Raw genomic sequence first — 14,559 nt, 5'->3', positions numbered from 1 at the left:
CGCGGACGTAATGGACCAACTGACGGGTGAGCAAGCTCCCCACCAGGAGGTCGTAGTTCGGCGTCGCTGGCCACGCGCGCTCGGCTGGGGGCTGCTTGGGTTCCTGGGCCTGTTGATCGTCGCGCTGGGCGTCTTGTGGACCCAGCGCCGGCCGCTCGCCAATGACATCCTCGCGCGCGAGATGGAGCGCCGCGGCGTGCAGGCCAGCTACCGGCTTGATCGCGTCGGCCTGCGCACCCAGCAGCTCAGCAACCTGGTGATCGGCGATCCCGCCAACCCTGATCTGACTGCGCGCGTCGCCCAGGTGCAGATGCGCATCCACCTGACGGGCCGGGTGGAGATCTTTCGGGTGGTCGCGCGCGGGGTGCGGCTGAACGGCCGGGTGGTCGGCAACCGGGTCAGCTGGGGACAGCTCGACCGGCTGCTCCCGCCGCCCAGCGGCAAGCCCTTTACCCTGCCGGATGTCACCGTCGACGTGGCGGATACCTCCATCGCCTTGGCTACGCCGTACGGTCCGCTGGGGGTGGCTGTGGAGGGCGCGGGCAACCTGACCGGCGGCTTCCGAGGACGGCTTGCGGCCGCGAGCCCGCAGCTGGACGCGGGCCGCTGCACCCTGGCCGACATGCGCGCGAACGTGCGCGTTTCGGTCAGCGCGCGGCGGCCGCGGGTCAGCGGACCGCTGTCGGCCAGCAGCTTCCGTTGTCCGTCGAGCAACATCGCGATCGCTCAGCCGCGGTTCGAGATCGACAGCCGCTTCAGCGAGGCATTCGAGCGCTTCACTGGTCGCGGCCGGATGAGCGCGACCGCCTTGACTGCGGGGGTGAATGGGCTGGCCGGCCTGAACGCGGGCCTGACCTTCGCCGGCGAGCCGACCCGCATCCTGGGCACGGTCAAGCTCGCCGCCCGTGGCGCGCGCCTGAGTGAGATCCAGGCGGAGAGGACGCGACTCGACGGGAGCTACCTGCTGAACGCGGCCCAGGGCAACATCACACTGGTGGCCGACTATGCGGCGCAGAACGCAGACCTGGCGCCCTCCTTGACGGCGGGCCTCACCGATGCGCTCCGCGGCACAAACGATACGCCGTTGGAACCGCTCGCGGCGGCGCTGCGCCGCGGTCTCGAGGGCGCGACCAGGGACATGAACGCTGCTGGCAGCCTGCGGCTGGTCAACTTTCCCGGTGGCGGAGCGGTGCGGATCGAGACCGCCAACGTCCGAACCGCTTCGGGAGCGCGCATCCAGGTCGGCGGGGGCGACGGGATCACCTACTACTGGCCCGGCAACCGGCTGCGGATCGACGGCGACATCGCGACGCAGGGCGGCGGCCTTCCGACCACCCGCATCGCGCTCAATCAGCCCCGAAGCGGGGCGCCGATAAGCGGAACGGTGCGGGTGGCGCCCTATGCCGCCGACGGTGCGCGGCTGGCGCTGGCGCCGATCAACTTCGCCGCGGCCCGCGACGGGTCGACCAACATCCAGACGGTGGCGCTGCTCGACGGGCCGGTCTCGGGCGGCGAGGTGCGCGGCCTGCGCGTGCCGATCAATGGCCGGGTAGGTCGCGGCGGCGCCCTGGAGTTCGGCCGTGGCTGCAGCGACGTGCGCTTCGCTTCGCTGCGGCTGGGCGGGCTGCGGCTGGGCAGCACTAGCCTGCCGGTGTGCGCAACCGGACACGCCATCGTCTATCGTGCGCCCGGCGGTGCAGTGCGGGTCGGTGCGGGGACCAGCAACCTAGTGCTGAACGGCCGGCTCGGCGCCTCGCCCTTCGCGCTGCGCTCGGAGCGGGCGACGTTCACCGGCCCGGAGGACTTCCGGCTGGCCGGGGTAAACGTGCGCATGGGGAGGCCCGAATCGCCGATCCTGCTCAACGCCAATGCGGCGACCGGGACCTTTGGCGGCAGCGGCATCCGTGGCCGCTTCGACGGCGCGGACGGGGTGATCGGCCGCGTTCCGATCGCGCTCAGCGAGATGTCGGGTAACTGGTTGCTGTACAAGTCGCGGCTGACCGTCGACGGGGCGCTGACCGCATCCGACCGCTTGGAGGCGCCGCGCTTCTACCCGCTGCGCACTGAGGACGCGCGCTTCACACTGGGCGACGACCGCATCCGCGCTACCGGCACCTTGCGCCACCCGGCCACCGGAACGCGGGTGACGGAGGTCGCGATCGATCACCGGCTGTCGACAGGGACCGGCGGTGCGACACTCGACGTTCCGGGCATCGCCTTTGGTCCGCGCCTCCAGCCCGAGCAGCTCACCCGTCTCACCGAAGGCCAGATCGCGCTGATCGACGGCACGATTTACGGCCAGGGGCGGATCGCCTGGTACGGCGAGGGGGTGACCTCGACCGGCGAATTCAGCACCGACGACCTTGACCTTGCCGCAGCCTTCGGTCCGGTGACGGGCCTCAAGGGCACCATGCGGTTCACCGATCTGCTGGCGCTCGAGACCGCGCCCGGGCAGACGATGCAAGTCGCCAGCATCAACCCCGGCATCCTCGTCGAGAACGGGATTATCACCTACCAGCTGTTGCCCGGCCAGCAGGTCCGGGTCGAAAGCGGACGCTGGCCCTTCATGGGCGGCCAGCTGGTCCTGCAGGAAACGCTGCTCAGCCTGGGCCGGCCCTCGGCCAAGCGGCTGACCTTCGAGGTTGTCGGGCTCGACGCCAACCGCTTCGTCCAGAGCTTCGGCTTCAAGGAGATCGGCGCGACTGGCGTGTTCGACGGCGTGCTGCCGATGACCTTCGATGAGAGCGGCGGACGGATCGTCGGCGGCAAGCTCGACTCGCGGGCGCCGGGTGGCAGCCTCAGCTACAATGGGGTGGTGAACCGGGCCAACCTCGGCCTGATGGGCAACATCGCGTTCAATGCGCTGCGCGACCTGCGCTTCCGCTCCATGATCATCCGGCTGGACGGCGATCTGGCGGGCGAGTTCGCGACGCGGCTGACCATCGACGGCGTGGCACTGGGCGGCACGACCCGTACGCAGCGGCTGATCCGAAGCGTCACCAGCAAGTTGCCGATCCGGCTCAATGTGACGATCCGCGGACCGTTCCGCGCCCTGATCGCCACCGCCAAGTCGATGCGCGATCCCCGCGCGATCATCTCCACCACGCTGGACCGGCCGCTGGAGGAGATCCCCGGCATCACCACAGAGGTCCGCCGCCGCGAGGAAGCAACCAGCCAGACGCAGACGCCCGTCGACGAACAAGTCACCCCCGAGCCCAGCACGAGGTCCCGCCCATGAAAGTCACTCCCTTGCGCCTGTTTGTTGCCGCGCTGCTCATGCCGGCGCTGACGGGATGCATTTCGGTGAAGACTCCGGAAAAGCCGATCGAGATCAACCTCAACGTGACGATCCGGCAGGAAGTGCTGGTGCGGCTGCAGCGTGACGTGGAGCAACTCATCAACCAGAATCCGGATGCCTTTCCGGGCACAACGCCAACGACTCCTCCCAACCCGGGTTCGACCCGATGAAGCAGTGGCGGCTGATGCTGTTGGCGGCCGTGCTGGGCATGGCGCCGCCGGTGAGCGCGCAGGGCCCGGCGGGGCTGGCGCAGGCGCGAGCGGCGGGTGTGGTCGGCGAGCGCTACGATGGCTATCTCGGCTATGCCGCGCAGCCCTCGTCGGGTCTTGTGCGCTCGCAGACCGAAGCGGTGAACATCCGCCGCCGTGCGCTCTTCACCCGCCTGGCCGGGCGCCGCGGTGTGAGCCCGCAGGAAGTGGGGATCACCGCTGGCTGCACACTGCTCGGGCGGGTGGCGGTGGGCGAATCATATCTGCTGAGCGACGGGGTATGGCAGCGGCGGCTTGCCGGCCAGCGCGCGCCAGTGCCGGAGTATTGCCGCGGCGGCTGAGCCGCTCGCCAGTCGCCGCACGGTTGACGCGCCCGCACGCCCTTTCTAAAGGGGCGGCGCCTTGGCGGGCTCTCACGCCGCCATGTCCCTTGCCTTTCGCGGACAGGCGCTCATTCCCGAGCGTCGCCGCGCACATGGAGAGTAGGTCATGGCGGAAGAGGAGCCCGGGCAGGATCCGAAGCTTCCCCCCGACGCGCGGCTCGACCGGCTGGAACAGCGGCTCGAGCGGGCGCAGCGCGAGGAAGCGGTCAGGACCGGACAGGGGGCGACGGCCGATGCGAACGAGCAGCTCGGCAATCGCGTACTGTCCTATCTCCTGGGGGGCTTGCTTGGTGGTGCGCTGATCGGATGGTTGCTCGATGAGCTATTCGATACGGGGCACCTGCTCTTGGTCGTAGGTCTGGTGCTTGGCACGGTCGGCGGCTTTTGGAGCATCATCAAATTGTCGATGGCGAAGACGAAGGACGACTTAAGTGGCCGCTGAATCGGGCAAGATTGATCCGATGCACCAATTTCAGGTCGAACCTTTGTTCGGCCAGGACTGGCAGATTGCGGGACAGTCGATCGCTTTTACCAACAGCTCGCTATGGATGCTGCTCACGTTAGTGGCCGTGTGGCTGTTCATGCTAGGCGGGATGAAGCGGCAGCTGGTCCCCGGCCGCTGGCAGATGGCCGTCGAGGGCGTCACCGGCTTCATCACCAACATGATGGAGACGAACATCGGCCCGGCCGGGCGCAAGTTCGTGCCCTACGTCTTCTCGCTGTTCATGTTCATCCTGTTTGCCAACCTGCTCGGTCTGCTGCCGCTGGGCGTGATCCCGGGCGTGCACCCCTTCACCGTCACTAGCCACCTGACAGTTACCGCGGTCCTGGCTGTGGTTTCGTTTGCGATCGTGCTGGTCGTCGGCTTCGCCAAGCACGGCTTTCACTTCTTCAGCCTGTTCGTGCCGCACGGCGCGCCTTGGTGGATGATGCCGATCCTGGTGCCGGTCGAGTTCGTGTCCTTCATGGTCCGGCCGTTCAGCCTGGCGCTGCGATTGTTCGTGGCCATGACGGCGGGGCATATCCTCCTGAAGGTGCTGGCTGGCTTCGTGATCAACGGGCTCAATGCCGAGGCGCTATGGGTGGCGCCGGTGGTGAGCCTGCCTTCGCTGATCCTGATGATCGGCATCAGCGCGCTGGAGCTGCTGGTTGCCGCCATCCAGGCCTATGTCTTCGCACTGCTGACGAGCCTGTACCTCAACGACGCGATCAACCTTCACTAACCACAAGATAACACAAAGGGAGTTTTCATCATGGACGCAGAAGCCGCAAAGCTGCTCGGTGCCGGTCTCGCCGCGATCGGCGTCGGTATGGCCGCGCTGGGCGTGGGTAACGTGTTCGGCTCGTTCCTGGAGAGCGCGCTGCGTAATCCGGCCGCTGCCGACAGCCAGCAGGGTCGCCTGTTCATCGGCTTCGCCGCGGCCGAGTTGCTCGGCCTGCTGGCGTTCGTGGTGGCAATGATCCTGCTGTTCGTCGCGTAAGGACAGCCTCCACACAGGCGCTCACGCTGAGCTTGTCGAGGCGTCTCCGGACACCCTCCGACAGGCTCCAGGTGAGCGGTGGATCAAGCGGGAAGCCAATGCCTCAAATTGCACAGATCGGTGAGATCTACGCTTCGCAGCTGTTCTGGCTGGCGATCGTCTTTGGCGCGATCTTCCTGATCGTGGGTCTGGGCATGGTGCCCAAGATCCAGGGCACAGTGGACAAGCGCGACGCTCGGATCGCGGCCGACCTCCAGGAAGCGGCAACCGCTCGCGAGACGGCCGACCGTCTGGAAGAGCAATATCGTGAGCAGATGGATCGCAGCCGGGCGGAGTCTGCCAAGCTAGCGGCGGAGGCCAAGGCCGAAGCGGCACGGGCGACGGAGGCGCGGGTATCGGAAGCGGATCGGTTCGCGGCGGGCAAGCTCGAGCTGGCGAGTCGTCGTATCGCCGAAGCGCGCTCCTCCGCTAAGGCCGAAATCGAGACTGTCGCTTCGGAAGCTGCAGCGGCGATGGTGCAGCGGGTGGCGGGGATGACGGTTGAACCGGCTGTAGCGCAGGTCGCCGTTCAGCAGGAGCTTGCCCGTGGCCGCTGAGATCCAACGCGAGACGCACACTCAGGTCGAGGCCGGGATCGAGCACCAGGTCGACCCGAAGGCGCTCGGCTTCGACGCGACCATGCTGGTCGGGTTGGCGATGTTGATCGTGGTTCTCGCCATGCTGTGGAAGAAGGTGCCCGGCGCGATCGGCAAGAGCCTGGACGCCAAGATCGCGGCCATCCGCGCGCAGCTCGACGAAGCCGCGGCGCTACGGGCGGAGGCCGAGCAGCTCAAGTCCGAGTATGAGGCGAAGTCGCGGGCCGCCGAGGCCGATGCCGCGGCCATGGTCGAGCGCGCACGGCATGAGGCCGACGCTATCCGGACCAAGGCGGAGGCGGACGCGCAGGCGCTGGTCGAGCGGCGGACCCGCATGGCTGAAGACAAGATTGCCGCCGAGGAGCGCTCGGCGGTGCAGCAGCTGCGGGCCACTGCGGCCGATGCGGCGGCGCGGGCCGCAGCGCGGATTATCGTCGAGCGGAACGACGGCTCGACGGACCGCGCGCTGATCGATCAGGCGATCGCCGGGATCGGCCGGGTTCAATAACGTCGTCCCGGCGGAGGCCGGGACCTCAGGTCACCAGCACTCCGCTTGTCGTCTGGTCCCGGCCTCCGCCGGAAAGACGCAACTAGCTCGGCTGGCGCTCGGCGCCGCCCTGCTCTTCGCTCTGGTTGTGCTGGCCGCCGGGATCGGTGACGCCGCCCAGCGCCACGCTGGCCGCTTCGCCCTGGTCCGAGCGGGACACGTCCGCGAGGCTGACAATCCCGACGAGCTTCTCGTTCTGATCGACGATCGGCATGCGGCGGACCTGCTCGTCGCTCATGCGGATGGCGATGTCTTCGATGTCGTCGTCCTCGCGCGCGGTGACCACGCCGTCTGTCATCAGCTCACGCACCGGCGTGTCGGGCCCGCGCCCTTCGGCGACGCCGCGAACTGCGATGTCGCGGTCGGTGATCATGCCGATCACCCGCTCGCCTTCGGTCACGGGAATGGCGCCGGCGTCGGCCTGGAGCATGAAGCCGGCGGCTTCCTGCGCGGTTGACTCGGGGGTGACGGTCTGGACATCGCGGCTCATCACTTCGCTAATCTTGGGCATGGCGGTTCTCCCTCAAGGAAACTCGCCTGCACAACGCGCGGCCTACGGCACATTCTCCGTCAGGAGGTCGTAAGTCGCGACCATCTCGTCATTTTGATTGAAAATCTCCACCGCCCAGCGGACCACGCCCGTGTCCCCGCTCTTCAATGACTTGGCCCGCACGGTCAGCTCCACCCGCATGCTGTCGCCCGGGTAAAGCGGCGTCAGGAAGCGGAGGCTTTCCAGGCCGGTGTTGGCCAACACCGGGCCGGGGTCGGGATCGACGAACAGGCCGGCGGCGAAGCTCAGGATCAGGTAGCCGTGGACGACCCGGCCTTCGAACACCGGCGAGGCCTTGGCCGCCTCCTCGTCCATGTGGGCGTAGAAGGTGTCGCCGGTGAAATGGGCGAAGTGCTCGATGTCCTCGAGCGTGACGGTGCGGCTGGCAGTCTTGAGCGTGTCGCCGATGCTCAGTTCCGACATGCGGCAGCGGAAGGGGTGGACCCCGATCTCGTGCTTCGGGCCACCGGGGATGTACTGATCGGTAATGGCCGCGATCATTCCCGGCGAGGACTGAACCGCCGTGCGCTGCATGTAGTGCATGACACCGCGGACGCCGCCCATCTCCTCGCCGCCCCCCGCGCGGCCGGGGCCGCCATGGGTGAGGACGGGCAGGGGCGAGCCGTGACCGGTCGAGTCCTGGGCGTTGGTACGGTCGATCACCAGCATGCGGCCATGAAAGGCCGCCGCGCCGAGCACGAAATCGCGCGCCGCTTCGGGTGAGTGGGTGAACAGCGACAGCACCAGGCTGCCCCGGCCGCGGTTGGCGAGCTTCACCGCATCGTCGAGGTCGCGGTAGGGCATGACGGTCGAAACCGGGCCGAACGGCTCCACATCGTGGGCGGCAGCGCAGGCCCAGGGATCATCGGCGCGGAGCAGCACGGGCTGGAGAAAGGCCCCGCCGTCCGGGCCGACGCTTGCCTCGGGATCGCCTGCCACCACGCGGGCGCCCGCCGCGGCGATCTCGGCAATCCGCTTCTTTACGTCCTCGCGTTGGCCGACGTTGACCAGCGCGCCCATGCGGGTGCCTTTTTCCCGCGGGTCGCCGACTATGATCTTGGTCAGCCGATCGCGGATCGCCGCCTCAACCGCGTCGAGGTGCTCGGCCGGAGCGAGCGCGCGGCGGATGGCGGTGCATTTCTGCCCGGCCTTGACCGTCATCTCGGTAACGACCTCGCGGACGAACAGGTCGAATTCGGGCGTGCCCGGCGCTGCGTCAGGACCAAGCACCGAAGCATTAAGGCTGTCGCGCTCGGCGACGAAGCGGACCGACTCGCGCGCGATCACCGGATGGGTCTGGAGCTTGAGCGCGGTCGCCGCCGAGCCGGTGAAGCTGACGATGTCCTGCAGAGTGAGATGATCGAACAGGTCGCCGACGCCGCCGACCACCAACTGCACCGCACCCGGCGGGAGCACGCCTGCCTCGATCATCACGCGGAAGGCAACTTCAGTCAGCCAGGCGGTGGCGCTGGCGGGTTTGACGATCGCGGGAACACCGGCGAGCAGGGTCGGCGCGAGCTTCTCCAGCATGCCCCAGACCGGGAAGTTGTAGGCGTTGATGTGGACCGCGACACCCTGCAGCGAGGTGAAGACGTGCTGGCCGACGAAGGCGCCCGACTTGCTCAGCGGCTCCAATTGGCCGTCGAGCAGCACATGCGCGTCGGGCAGCTCGCGGCGACCCTTGGAGGAGAAGGAAAGGAGGGTGCCGGCGCCGCCCTCGATATCGATCCAGCCGTCCTTGCGGGTGCAGCCGGTGGCGTAGTTGAGCTCGTACAGCTCTTCCTTGCGGGCGAGGATCGCCAGGCCCAATGCCTTAAGCATGCGGGCGCGATCGTGAAAGGTCATGCGCCGGAGCGCCGGGCCGCCGACCTCGCGGGCATAGGTTGCCATGCCCGCGAAATCGAGGCCGCCCGACCCTGTCAGCGCGACGGGCGAACCGTCGATGGCCGAAGGCAGCTCGACCAGACTGACCGCGTCGCCGGGCAGCCAGCGGTCGCGGGCATAGTTGAGCAGTTGGGCAGTCTTCATGCGTTCACCTCTTTGCCCCCGTCATTGCGGCCAGCAGGGTTGAAAACGCAATCGCTTCTTGGAAGGCGGCTAGCCCAGCACCTCCAGCACGGCGGCGAGCGCAATGGGGTCGCGCGTAGGCGGCATCGGGTGCGGCCGCTGAGGTCCGCGTTCGGCGCGGAAGTTGAGGGAAAGGGTCGGTCGCTTGTTTCGTGCAATAAGGGAGATGGTAGTTGTCCTTGGGTGATTACTCGCCAGGCGGGTCCTTTTCGACCACATGGGCGTCGCGATAAGATTGCGTGCGCCGAGCACGATCGGCCATGTTTTCCCAGGCCTCCGCGGCACTGAGGCACCGATCGCGGACGTTGGTCAGGGTCGCCTCTTCCGCGTCGCGGCGGCACTCGGCAGCGCGTTCGGTGTAGAACATCAGGGTCGACATGGGCTCTCCTTGGCGCTGGTGGAAGGTCCGCCCCCCGCTGCGAAGCGAAAGGCGGACACCGATCGGTTACGCGCTTTGCAGGTTCACTGCGCTGGCGCGGCCGCGGCGATCTTCCTGGAGCTCGTACTGGACGCGCTGGTCGCGGTCGAGCGTGCGCATGCCGGCGGCTTCCACCGCGCTGATGTGCACAAAAGCGTCGCTGGTGCCGTCCTCGGGCTGGATGAAGCCATAGCCCTTGTCGGCATTGAAGAACTTTACGGTTCCGGTGATCATGGGATGTTTCCTTCGGTGGCGAGCCGCCAATCGGCCCTCCGGTGGCTAGGAGAGGCGAGAGAAGGAACATGGAGCCGCAAAGCGCCGTAGACCGTCATTTGCGACTAGTAGCTACATGCATGTGGGCGGCAGGGGATGGATTACAAGGGCGGCGCCTCTTCTCACGATGAACCTTTTCCATGGGCACCCGTTAGCCTCGGTGACTGGTTCCTGTTTGGCTACCGGTTGCCGTAGGAGGCTGGGTTGAACACGCGCACTTTCGCACTGGTCTGGGGCATCTTGTTCCTGCTGATTGCCGCTTCCGGGTTCATCCCCGGGCTGCTCCAGCCGGCTGGGCCAGGGCATCCGGACATGGCGGTCGACACGCTCTACGGCGACGCGCTTGGGCTATTCCCCGTCAACGTCATCCACTCCGTCCTGCACCTGCTCTACGGCCTGTGGGGCATCGCCGCTTCGCGCAGCTGGAGCGGGGCGCGGACCTACGCCAAGGTGGTGGGCGTCAGCTACGCGCTGCTGACGGTGCTTGGTCTCATTCCGGGCATCAACACGCTGTTCGGACTGGTGCCGATCTTTGGCCACGACGTTTGGCTGCACCTGATCCTGGCGGTTCCAGCGCTCTACTTCGGGTTCATGCGGCGGGACAGTGATGCGGATCGCGCGGCCACGACCGGGACGAGCTACTAAGGGCGTCAGCGGCCGGTGAAGCTTGGCGCGCGTTTCTCCAGGAACGCCGCCACGCCCTCGCGATAGTCCGCGGTGAAGCCGAGCCGGCGCATCTCGTCGCGCTGCAGGTCGAGTTCCTGATCCAGAGTGCGCTCGTCGGTGGTGCGGACTAGGCGCTTGATGGCGGCAAGGCCGAGCGGCGGCAGGCCGGCAAGCTTGTGAGCAAGCGCGTCGACCTCAGTGTCGAGTTGCTCGTCCTCGACGCACTTCCAGATGAGGCCCCATTCGGCGGCCTGGTCAGCCGGCAGGGGCTCGCCGGTCAGCGCCAAGCCGAGGGCGCGGGCCTGGCCGACCAGCCGGGGCAAGTGCCAGCTGCCGCCGCTATCCGGAATGAGCCCTAGCGCCGAAAAGCTCTGAATGAACTTGGCCGAGCGTGCGGCGACGATCAGGTCGCACGCGAGCGCGATGTTGGCGCCGGCGCCGGCGGCCACGCCGTTCACGCGGGCGATCACCGGCTGAGGCAGGGTGGCGAGGCGGCGGACGAGCGGGTTCCAGCTCTGCTCTACCGTCTCGCCGAGATCGACGGCCTCGCGCGGCGCAACCGCGCGGTCGTTGAGGTCCTGACCCGCGCAGAACCCGCGGCCGGCGCCGGTGAGGATGATCACGCGGGCGTCGGCGGCTTCGTCGAGCGCCTGGGTCAGCTCCGCGTGCATCTGCCGGGTGAAGCTGTTCAGCCGGTCGGGCCGGTTCAGGGTGACGCGGGCGATGCCTTCGCGCTGATCGAGCAGGATGGTCTCGTAGGTCATGCCGCTTCCGTCGGGGTGGAACCTTTGCCCGTCAATCGCTATCTAACGTCTATGTACACGACCGAGCTTTCCAAGCAGCCCAACGTCCAGCCGATCGGTCCCGCGGAGGACCCGGAGCGGCTCGCCGCTTTTGAGGCGCGGGTGGCGGCGGACGAGTTCATCGAGCCCAAGGACTGGATGCCCGAGGCCTATCGGCGCACGCTGACCCGGCAGATCAGCCAGCATGCGCACTCCGAGATCGTCGGCATGCTGCCGGAGGGCAATTGGATCACGCGCGCGCCCTCGCTCCGGCGCAAGGCGATCCTGCTCGCCAAGGTGCAGGACGAGGCGGGGCATGGGTTGTACCTCTACTGCGCGGCCGAGACGCTGGGCACCAGCCGCGAAGAGATGATCGAGGCGCTGCACTCGGGCAAGGCCAAGTACTCGACAATCTTCAACTATCCGACGCTAACTTGGGCCGACATTCCGGCAATCGGCTGGCTGGTCGACGGTGCGGCGATCATGAACCAGGTGCCGCTGCAGCGGACTTCGTACGGGCCTTATGCGCGCGCGATGGTCCGGGTGTGCAAGGAAGAGAGTTTCCATCAGCGCCAGGGCTATGAGGCGATGACGAGCCTTGCGAACGGCACGCCCGAGCAGAAGCAGATGGCGCAGGACGCGTTCAACCGCTGGTGGTGGCCCTCACTGATGATGTTCGGTCCGCCCGACGAGAACTCGCCCAACACCGCGCAGTCGCTGCGCTGGCGGATCAAGCGCGAGACCAATGACGAGCTGCGGCAGAAGTTCGTCGACATTACCGTGCCGCAGGCGGAGTTCCTTGGGCTGACGGTGCCCGATCCCGACCTCCAGTGGAACGAAGCCAAGGGCGGCTACGACTTCGGTGAGATCGACTGGGACGAGTTCTACGCGGTGGTACGCGGCGAGGGCCCCGTTGCCCGGGAGCGGATCACGGCACGGCGCGAGGCTTGGGAGAGCAACGCCTGGGTGCGCGAGGCAGCGGCGGCGCACGAGGCGAAGCGGCGGGCCAAGGTCGCGGCGTGAGCGACTGGCCGTTGTGGGAAGTCTTCGTCCGCTCCAAGGGCGGGCTGGCGCATCGCCACTTCGGCAGCGTCCACGCGCCCGACGCCGAGATCGCGCTGCGGCATGCGCGGGATACCTACACGCGGCGGATGGAGGGCGTGAGCCTGTGGGTCGTACGCTCAAGCGATATCGTCGCCAGCGATCCGGATGACGCCGGGCAGCTGTTCGAGCCGGCGGCGGACAAGGTGTACCGGCACCCGACCTTTTACGAGATCCCGGACGAGGTGAAGCACATCTGATGCCTTCTCTTCCGCCGATCCGCCCCGAAGACGTTGCAGTCGCCGAGAAGACCCGCCCACACGGCGCGTTCGACCCGCCGTCCGATGCGCATGATCCGGTGCGGGCGGGTTACTTGATGCGGCTTGGCGACGATGCGCTGATCCTGGGCCAGCGGCTCAGCGAATGGTGCGGGCACGCGCCGAGCGTGGAGGTGGACCTCAGCCTGGCCAACGTGGCGCTGGACCTGATCGGGCAGGCGACGCTGCTGCTGAACGAGGCCGGCGATGCCGATACCCTGGCATTCAAGCGCGACGTGCTCGATTTCCGCAACTGCTGGCTGGTGGAGCAGCCTAACGGCGATTTCGCGCGGACGATGGTCCGCCAGCTGCTGTTCTCGACTTGGCAGCACATGCTCTATCAGCGGCTGACGGCGAGCCGCGACGAGGCGCTGGCCGGGATCGCGGCCAAAGCGGTCAAGGAAGTCGCCTACCATCGCGAGCTTGCGGCCGAGTGGGTGATTCGCCTGGGCGACGGCACTGAGGAAAGCACCAAGCGCACGCTCGACGGCCTGGCTTGGTGCTGGCGCTTCGTGCCCGAGCTGTTCGAGGTAGATGCAGAGGTCGAGGCGGCGGTTTCGGCCGGGATCGCGGTCGATCCGCGCGACTTCGAGGCGGAGTATCGGGCTGAAATCACCCGGGCGCTGGGGGAGGCGGGGTTGCCGGTTCCGGACGACCAGCGCCCGATCCTGGGCGGCCGGCGTGGGCACCATAGCGAGCACCTCGGCCACTTGCTGGCGATCATGCAGTATCTGCCGAGGACCTATCCGGACGCGAAGTGGTGAGCGCCCGTTGAGCAAGGATTTCCACCGGCTCACCATTGCTGAGATCGTGCCGGAAACGGAGGAAGCGCGCTCGATCCGCTTCGCCGTCCCGCCCGAGCTTGCCGACACCTACCGCTTTCGCGCAGGCCAGCACCTCACCCTGCGTACCTTCATCGGCGGCGAGGAAGTACGGCGCAATTACTCGCTGTGCACCGCGCCGCAGGACGGCGAGCTTAAGGTCACGGTGAAGCAGATCGCTGGCGGCGCGTTCAGCAACTGGGTCGCGCGCGAGCTGAAGCCGGGTGACGAACTCGACGTCATGCCGCCGCATGGCTCGTTCACGGTCGACTTCAATCCCGCGCGCAGCGGCCGCTATGTCGGCTTCGCCGGCGGCTCGGGGATCACCCCGATCATGTCGCTGATCCGCACCGCGCTGGGCACGGAGCCGGACAGCCGCTTGACCCTGTTCTACGGCAACCGCGACGCCGGATCGATTATCTTCCTGGAGCAGTTGGCGGCATTGAAGGACCGCTATCTCGGCCGGTTCGAGCTGTTCCACTTCCTGTCGGACGAGGCAGGCGACGTCGAGTTGCTGAACGGCATGCTCGACCAGCCGACTGCGGGGGCGGCGATTGACGCCTTCGTGTCCGAGCCCCGTGAGGTCGACGCCTGGTTTATCTGCGGACCCGGCCTGATGATGAACTCGGCCGAGGCTGCGCTGGTCGAGCGCAGCGTGAGCCATGACCGAATCCATGTCGAGCGCTTTACCGCCGGGCGGCCGTCCGCTGCGCTGGCGGCGGAAATGGCGCAGCTGCAGCAGGCGGCGTCGGGGCTGACGATTGCCGTCACCATAGATGGCCGGACGCGGAGGGTGGCATTCGACGGTAGCAACATCTTGGACAGTGCTCGCAGCGCCGGGCTGCCCGCGCCCTTCGCGTGCAAAGCGGGGGTATGCGCCACCTGCCGCGCCCGGGTGACCGCGGGCGAGGTCAGCATGGCGGTGCACTACGGCCTCACCGACGAGGAGGTCGCGGCGGGCTATGTGCTGACGTGCCAGGCCGTGCCTAAGGGCGCGGGCGTGGCGGTCGATTACGACGCCTGAGCGAAGCTTCGGTCTCTTGCGGGAACGGGAGGCCTGGGTCTAAGCCG

The 14,559-nt window shown here is 67.6% G+C and carries 18 protein-coding genes; 13 read left to right on the top strand and 5 right to left on the bottom strand.

The genetic code is table 11. The features are described from left to right. The first annotated feature begins 10 nt into the window (after nucleotides 1–10). From QZX62_RS09215 to QZX62_RS09180, 8 genes are all read left to right on the top strand, one after another. Nucleotides 11–3,238, top strand: coding sequence for a YdbH domain-containing protein (locus QZX62_RS09215; RefSeq protein ID WP_294173873.1), 3,228 nt, complete (start codon nucleotides 11–13; stop codon nucleotides 3,236–3,238). Next, on the top strand, nucleotides 3,235–3,468 hold the full coding sequence (locus QZX62_RS09210) for a YnbE family lipoprotein (RefSeq protein WP_294173871.1): 234 nt from the start codon (nucleotides 3,235–3,237) through the stop codon (nucleotides 3,466–3,468). The genes QZX62_RS09215 and QZX62_RS09210 overlap by 4 nt, the downstream gene beginning before the upstream one ends. Continuing rightward, nucleotides 3,465–3,848, top strand: a complete 384-nt coding sequence (locus QZX62_RS09205) for a YdbL family protein (RefSeq protein ID WP_294173870.1) — start codon at nucleotides 3,465–3,467, stop codon at nucleotides 3,846–3,848. Before QZX62_RS09210 ends, QZX62_RS09205 begins: the two co-directional genes overlap by 4 nt. A gap of 148 nt (nucleotides 3,849–3,996) precedes the next feature. Then, nucleotides 3,997–4,332, top strand: coding sequence for an AtpZ/AtpI family protein (locus QZX62_RS09200; protein ID WP_294173868.1), 336 nt, complete (start codon nucleotides 3,997–3,999; stop codon nucleotides 4,330–4,332). Then, entirely contained in the window at nucleotides 4,322–5,113 is a 792-nt protein-coding gene (locus QZX62_RS09195; protein ID WP_294173867.1) for a F0F1 ATP synthase subunit A, read from the top strand. The genes QZX62_RS09200 and QZX62_RS09195 overlap by 11 nt, the downstream gene beginning before the upstream one ends. Nucleotides 5,114–5,143: 30 nt before the next feature. After that, nucleotides 5,144–5,371: a F0F1 ATP synthase subunit C gene (locus QZX62_RS09190; RefSeq protein WP_129383163.1), complete on the top strand. Its 228-nt coding sequence runs from the start codon at nucleotides 5,144–5,146 to the stop codon at nucleotides 5,369–5,371. 98 nt (nucleotides 5,372–5,469) lie between these two features. After that, nucleotides 5,470–5,967 (top strand): ATPase, encoded by a 498-nt coding sequence (locus QZX62_RS09185; protein WP_294173866.1) that lies wholly within the window; start codon nucleotides 5,470–5,472, stop codon nucleotides 5,965–5,967. Continuing rightward, complete coding sequence (locus QZX62_RS09180; protein WP_294173865.1) at nucleotides 5,957–6,514, top strand: F0F1 ATP synthase subunit B; 558 nt, start codon at nucleotides 5,957–5,959, stop codon at nucleotides 6,512–6,514. The genes QZX62_RS09185 and QZX62_RS09180 overlap by 11 nt, the downstream gene beginning before the upstream one ends. A gap of 82 nt (nucleotides 6,515–6,596) precedes the next feature. Here the strand turns inward: QZX62_RS09180 and QZX62_RS09175 are convergent, their stop codons facing one another. The 4 genes from QZX62_RS09175 to QZX62_RS09160 all read right to left on the bottom strand — a co-directional run bounded on the left by QZX62_RS09175 (nucleotide 6,597) and on the right by QZX62_RS09160 (nucleotide 9,822). Then, nucleotides 6,597–7,064 (bottom strand): CBS domain-containing protein, encoded by a 468-nt coding sequence (locus tag QZX62_RS09175; RefSeq protein ID WP_294173863.1) that lies wholly within the window; start codon nucleotides 7,062–7,064, stop codon nucleotides 6,597–6,599. Between the two features lie 42 nt (nucleotides 7,065–7,106). After that, nucleotides 7,107–9,131, bottom strand: coding sequence for a phenylacetic acid degradation bifunctional protein PaaZ (gene paaZ / locus QZX62_RS09170; RefSeq protein WP_294173861.1), 2,025 nt, complete (start codon nucleotides 9,129–9,131; stop codon nucleotides 7,107–7,109). Between the two features lie 226 nt (nucleotides 9,132–9,357). Next, entirely contained in the window at nucleotides 9,358–9,549 is a 192-nt protein-coding gene (locus QZX62_RS09165) for a hypothetical protein (RefSeq protein ID WP_294173859.1), read from the bottom strand. Between the two features lie 66 nt (nucleotides 9,550–9,615). Next, nucleotides 9,616–9,822 carry a cold-shock protein gene (locus QZX62_RS09160; protein ID WP_294168244.1) on the bottom strand — a complete coding sequence of 69 codons (207 nt, stop codon included), beginning with the start codon at nucleotides 9,820–9,822 and terminating at the stop codon, nucleotides 9,616–9,618. 243 nt (nucleotides 9,823–10,065) lie between these two features. Here QZX62_RS09160 and QZX62_RS09155 point away from each other — a divergent pair, with 243 nt between their 5' ends. After that, on the top strand, nucleotides 10,066–10,506 hold the full coding sequence (locus QZX62_RS09155) for a DUF4383 domain-containing protein (protein ID WP_294173857.1): 441 nt from the start codon (nucleotides 10,066–10,068) through the stop codon (nucleotides 10,504–10,506). 5 nt (nucleotides 10,507–10,511) lie between these two features. On the opposite strand, the gene paaG is transcribed toward QZX62_RS09155, so the two are convergent. After that, nucleotides 10,512–11,291: a 2-(1,2-epoxy-1,2-dihydrophenyl)acetyl-CoA isomerase PaaG gene (paaG, locus tag QZX62_RS09150; RefSeq protein ID WP_294173855.1), complete on the bottom strand. Its 780-nt coding sequence runs from the start codon at nucleotides 11,289–11,291 to the stop codon at nucleotides 10,512–10,514. Between the two features lie 51 nt (nucleotides 11,292–11,342). Between paaG and paaA the strand changes: the two genes are divergently transcribed. The 4 genes from paaA to QZX62_RS09130 are packed head-to-tail and all read left to right on the top strand — an operon-like array spanning nucleotide 11,343 to nucleotide 14,512. Then, a complete protein-coding gene (gene paaA / locus QZX62_RS09145; protein ID WP_294173852.1) occupies nucleotides 11,343–12,332 on the top strand; it encodes a 1,2-phenylacetyl-CoA epoxidase subunit PaaA in 990 nt (329 codons plus the stop codon). Beyond that, nucleotides 12,329–12,610: a 1,2-phenylacetyl-CoA epoxidase subunit PaaB gene (gene paaB, locus QZX62_RS09140; RefSeq protein WP_294173850.1), complete on the top strand. Its 282-nt coding sequence runs from the start codon at nucleotides 12,329–12,331 to the stop codon at nucleotides 12,608–12,610. The genes paaA and paaB overlap by 4 nt, the downstream gene beginning before the upstream one ends. Next, nucleotides 12,610–13,431: a 1,2-phenylacetyl-CoA epoxidase subunit PaaC gene (gene paaC / locus QZX62_RS09135; protein ID WP_294173847.1), complete on the top strand. Its 822-nt coding sequence runs from the start codon at nucleotides 12,610–12,612 to the stop codon at nucleotides 13,429–13,431. The genes paaB and paaC overlap by 1 nt, the downstream gene beginning before the upstream one ends. A 7-nt stretch (nucleotides 13,432–13,438) precedes the next feature. Continuing rightward, on the top strand, nucleotides 13,439–14,512 hold the full coding sequence (locus tag QZX62_RS09130; protein ID WP_294173844.1) for a 2Fe-2S iron-sulfur cluster-binding protein: 1,074 nt from the start codon (nucleotides 13,439–13,441) through the stop codon (nucleotides 14,510–14,512). Nucleotides 14,513–14,559 lie beyond the last annotated feature (47 nt).

It is taken from the genome of uncultured Sphingomonas sp. (assembly GCF_902806265.1).
Taxonomy (GTDB): Bacteria; Pseudomonadota; Alphaproteobacteria; order Sphingomonadales; family Sphingomonadaceae; genus Sphingomicrobium.
The sequence above is the reverse complement of the archived record's forward strand: the minus strand, read 5'-3'. Positions and strand labels throughout refer to the sequence as shown.

Coding starts and splice junctions, on each gene's coding strand:
- QZX62_RS09215 (WP_294173873.1), top strand. CDS start 11: ATGGACCAACTGACGGGTGAGCAAGCTCCCCACCAGGAGGTCGTAGTT.
- QZX62_RS09210 (WP_294173871.1), top strand. CDS start 3,235: ATGAAAGTCACTCCCTTGCGCCTGTTTGTTGCCGCGCTGCTCATGCCG.
- QZX62_RS09205 (WP_294173870.1), top strand. CDS start 3,465: ATGAAGCAGTGGCGGCTGATGCTGTTGGCGGCCGTGCTGGGCATGGCG.
- QZX62_RS09200 (WP_294173868.1), top strand. CDS start 3,997: ATGGCGGAAGAGGAGCCCGGGCAGGATCCGAAGCTTCCCCCCGACGCG.
- QZX62_RS09190 (WP_129383163.1), top strand. CDS start 5,144: ATGGACGCAGAAGCCGCAAAGCTGCTCGGTGCCGGTCTCGCCGCGATC.
- QZX62_RS09185 (WP_294173866.1), top strand. CDS start 5,470: ATGCCTCAAATTGCACAGATCGGTGAGATCTACGCTTCGCAGCTGTTC.
- QZX62_RS09175 (WP_294173863.1), bottom strand. CDS start 7,064: ATGCCCAAGATTAGCGAAGTGATGAGCCGCGATGTCCAGACCGTCACC.
- paaZ (WP_294173861.1), bottom strand. CDS start 9,131: ATGAAGACTGCCCAACTGCTCAACTATGCCCGCGACCGCTGGCTGCCC.
- QZX62_RS09165 (WP_294173859.1), bottom strand. CDS start 9,549: ATGTCGACCCTGATGTTCTACACCGAACGCGCTGCCGAGTGCCGCCGC.
- QZX62_RS09160 (WP_294168244.1), bottom strand. CDS start 9,822: ATGATCACCGGAACCGTAAAGTTCTTCAATGCCGACAAGGGCTATGGC.
- paaG (WP_294173855.1), bottom strand. CDS start 11,291: ATGACCTACGAGACCATCCTGCTCGATCAGCGCGAAGGCATCGCCCGC.
- paaA (WP_294173852.1), top strand. CDS start 11,343: ATGTACACGACCGAGCTTTCCAAGCAGCCCAACGTCCAGCCGATCGGT.
- paaC (WP_294173847.1), top strand. CDS start 12,610: ATGCCTTCTCTTCCGCCGATCCGCCCCGAAGACGTTGCAGTCGCCGAG.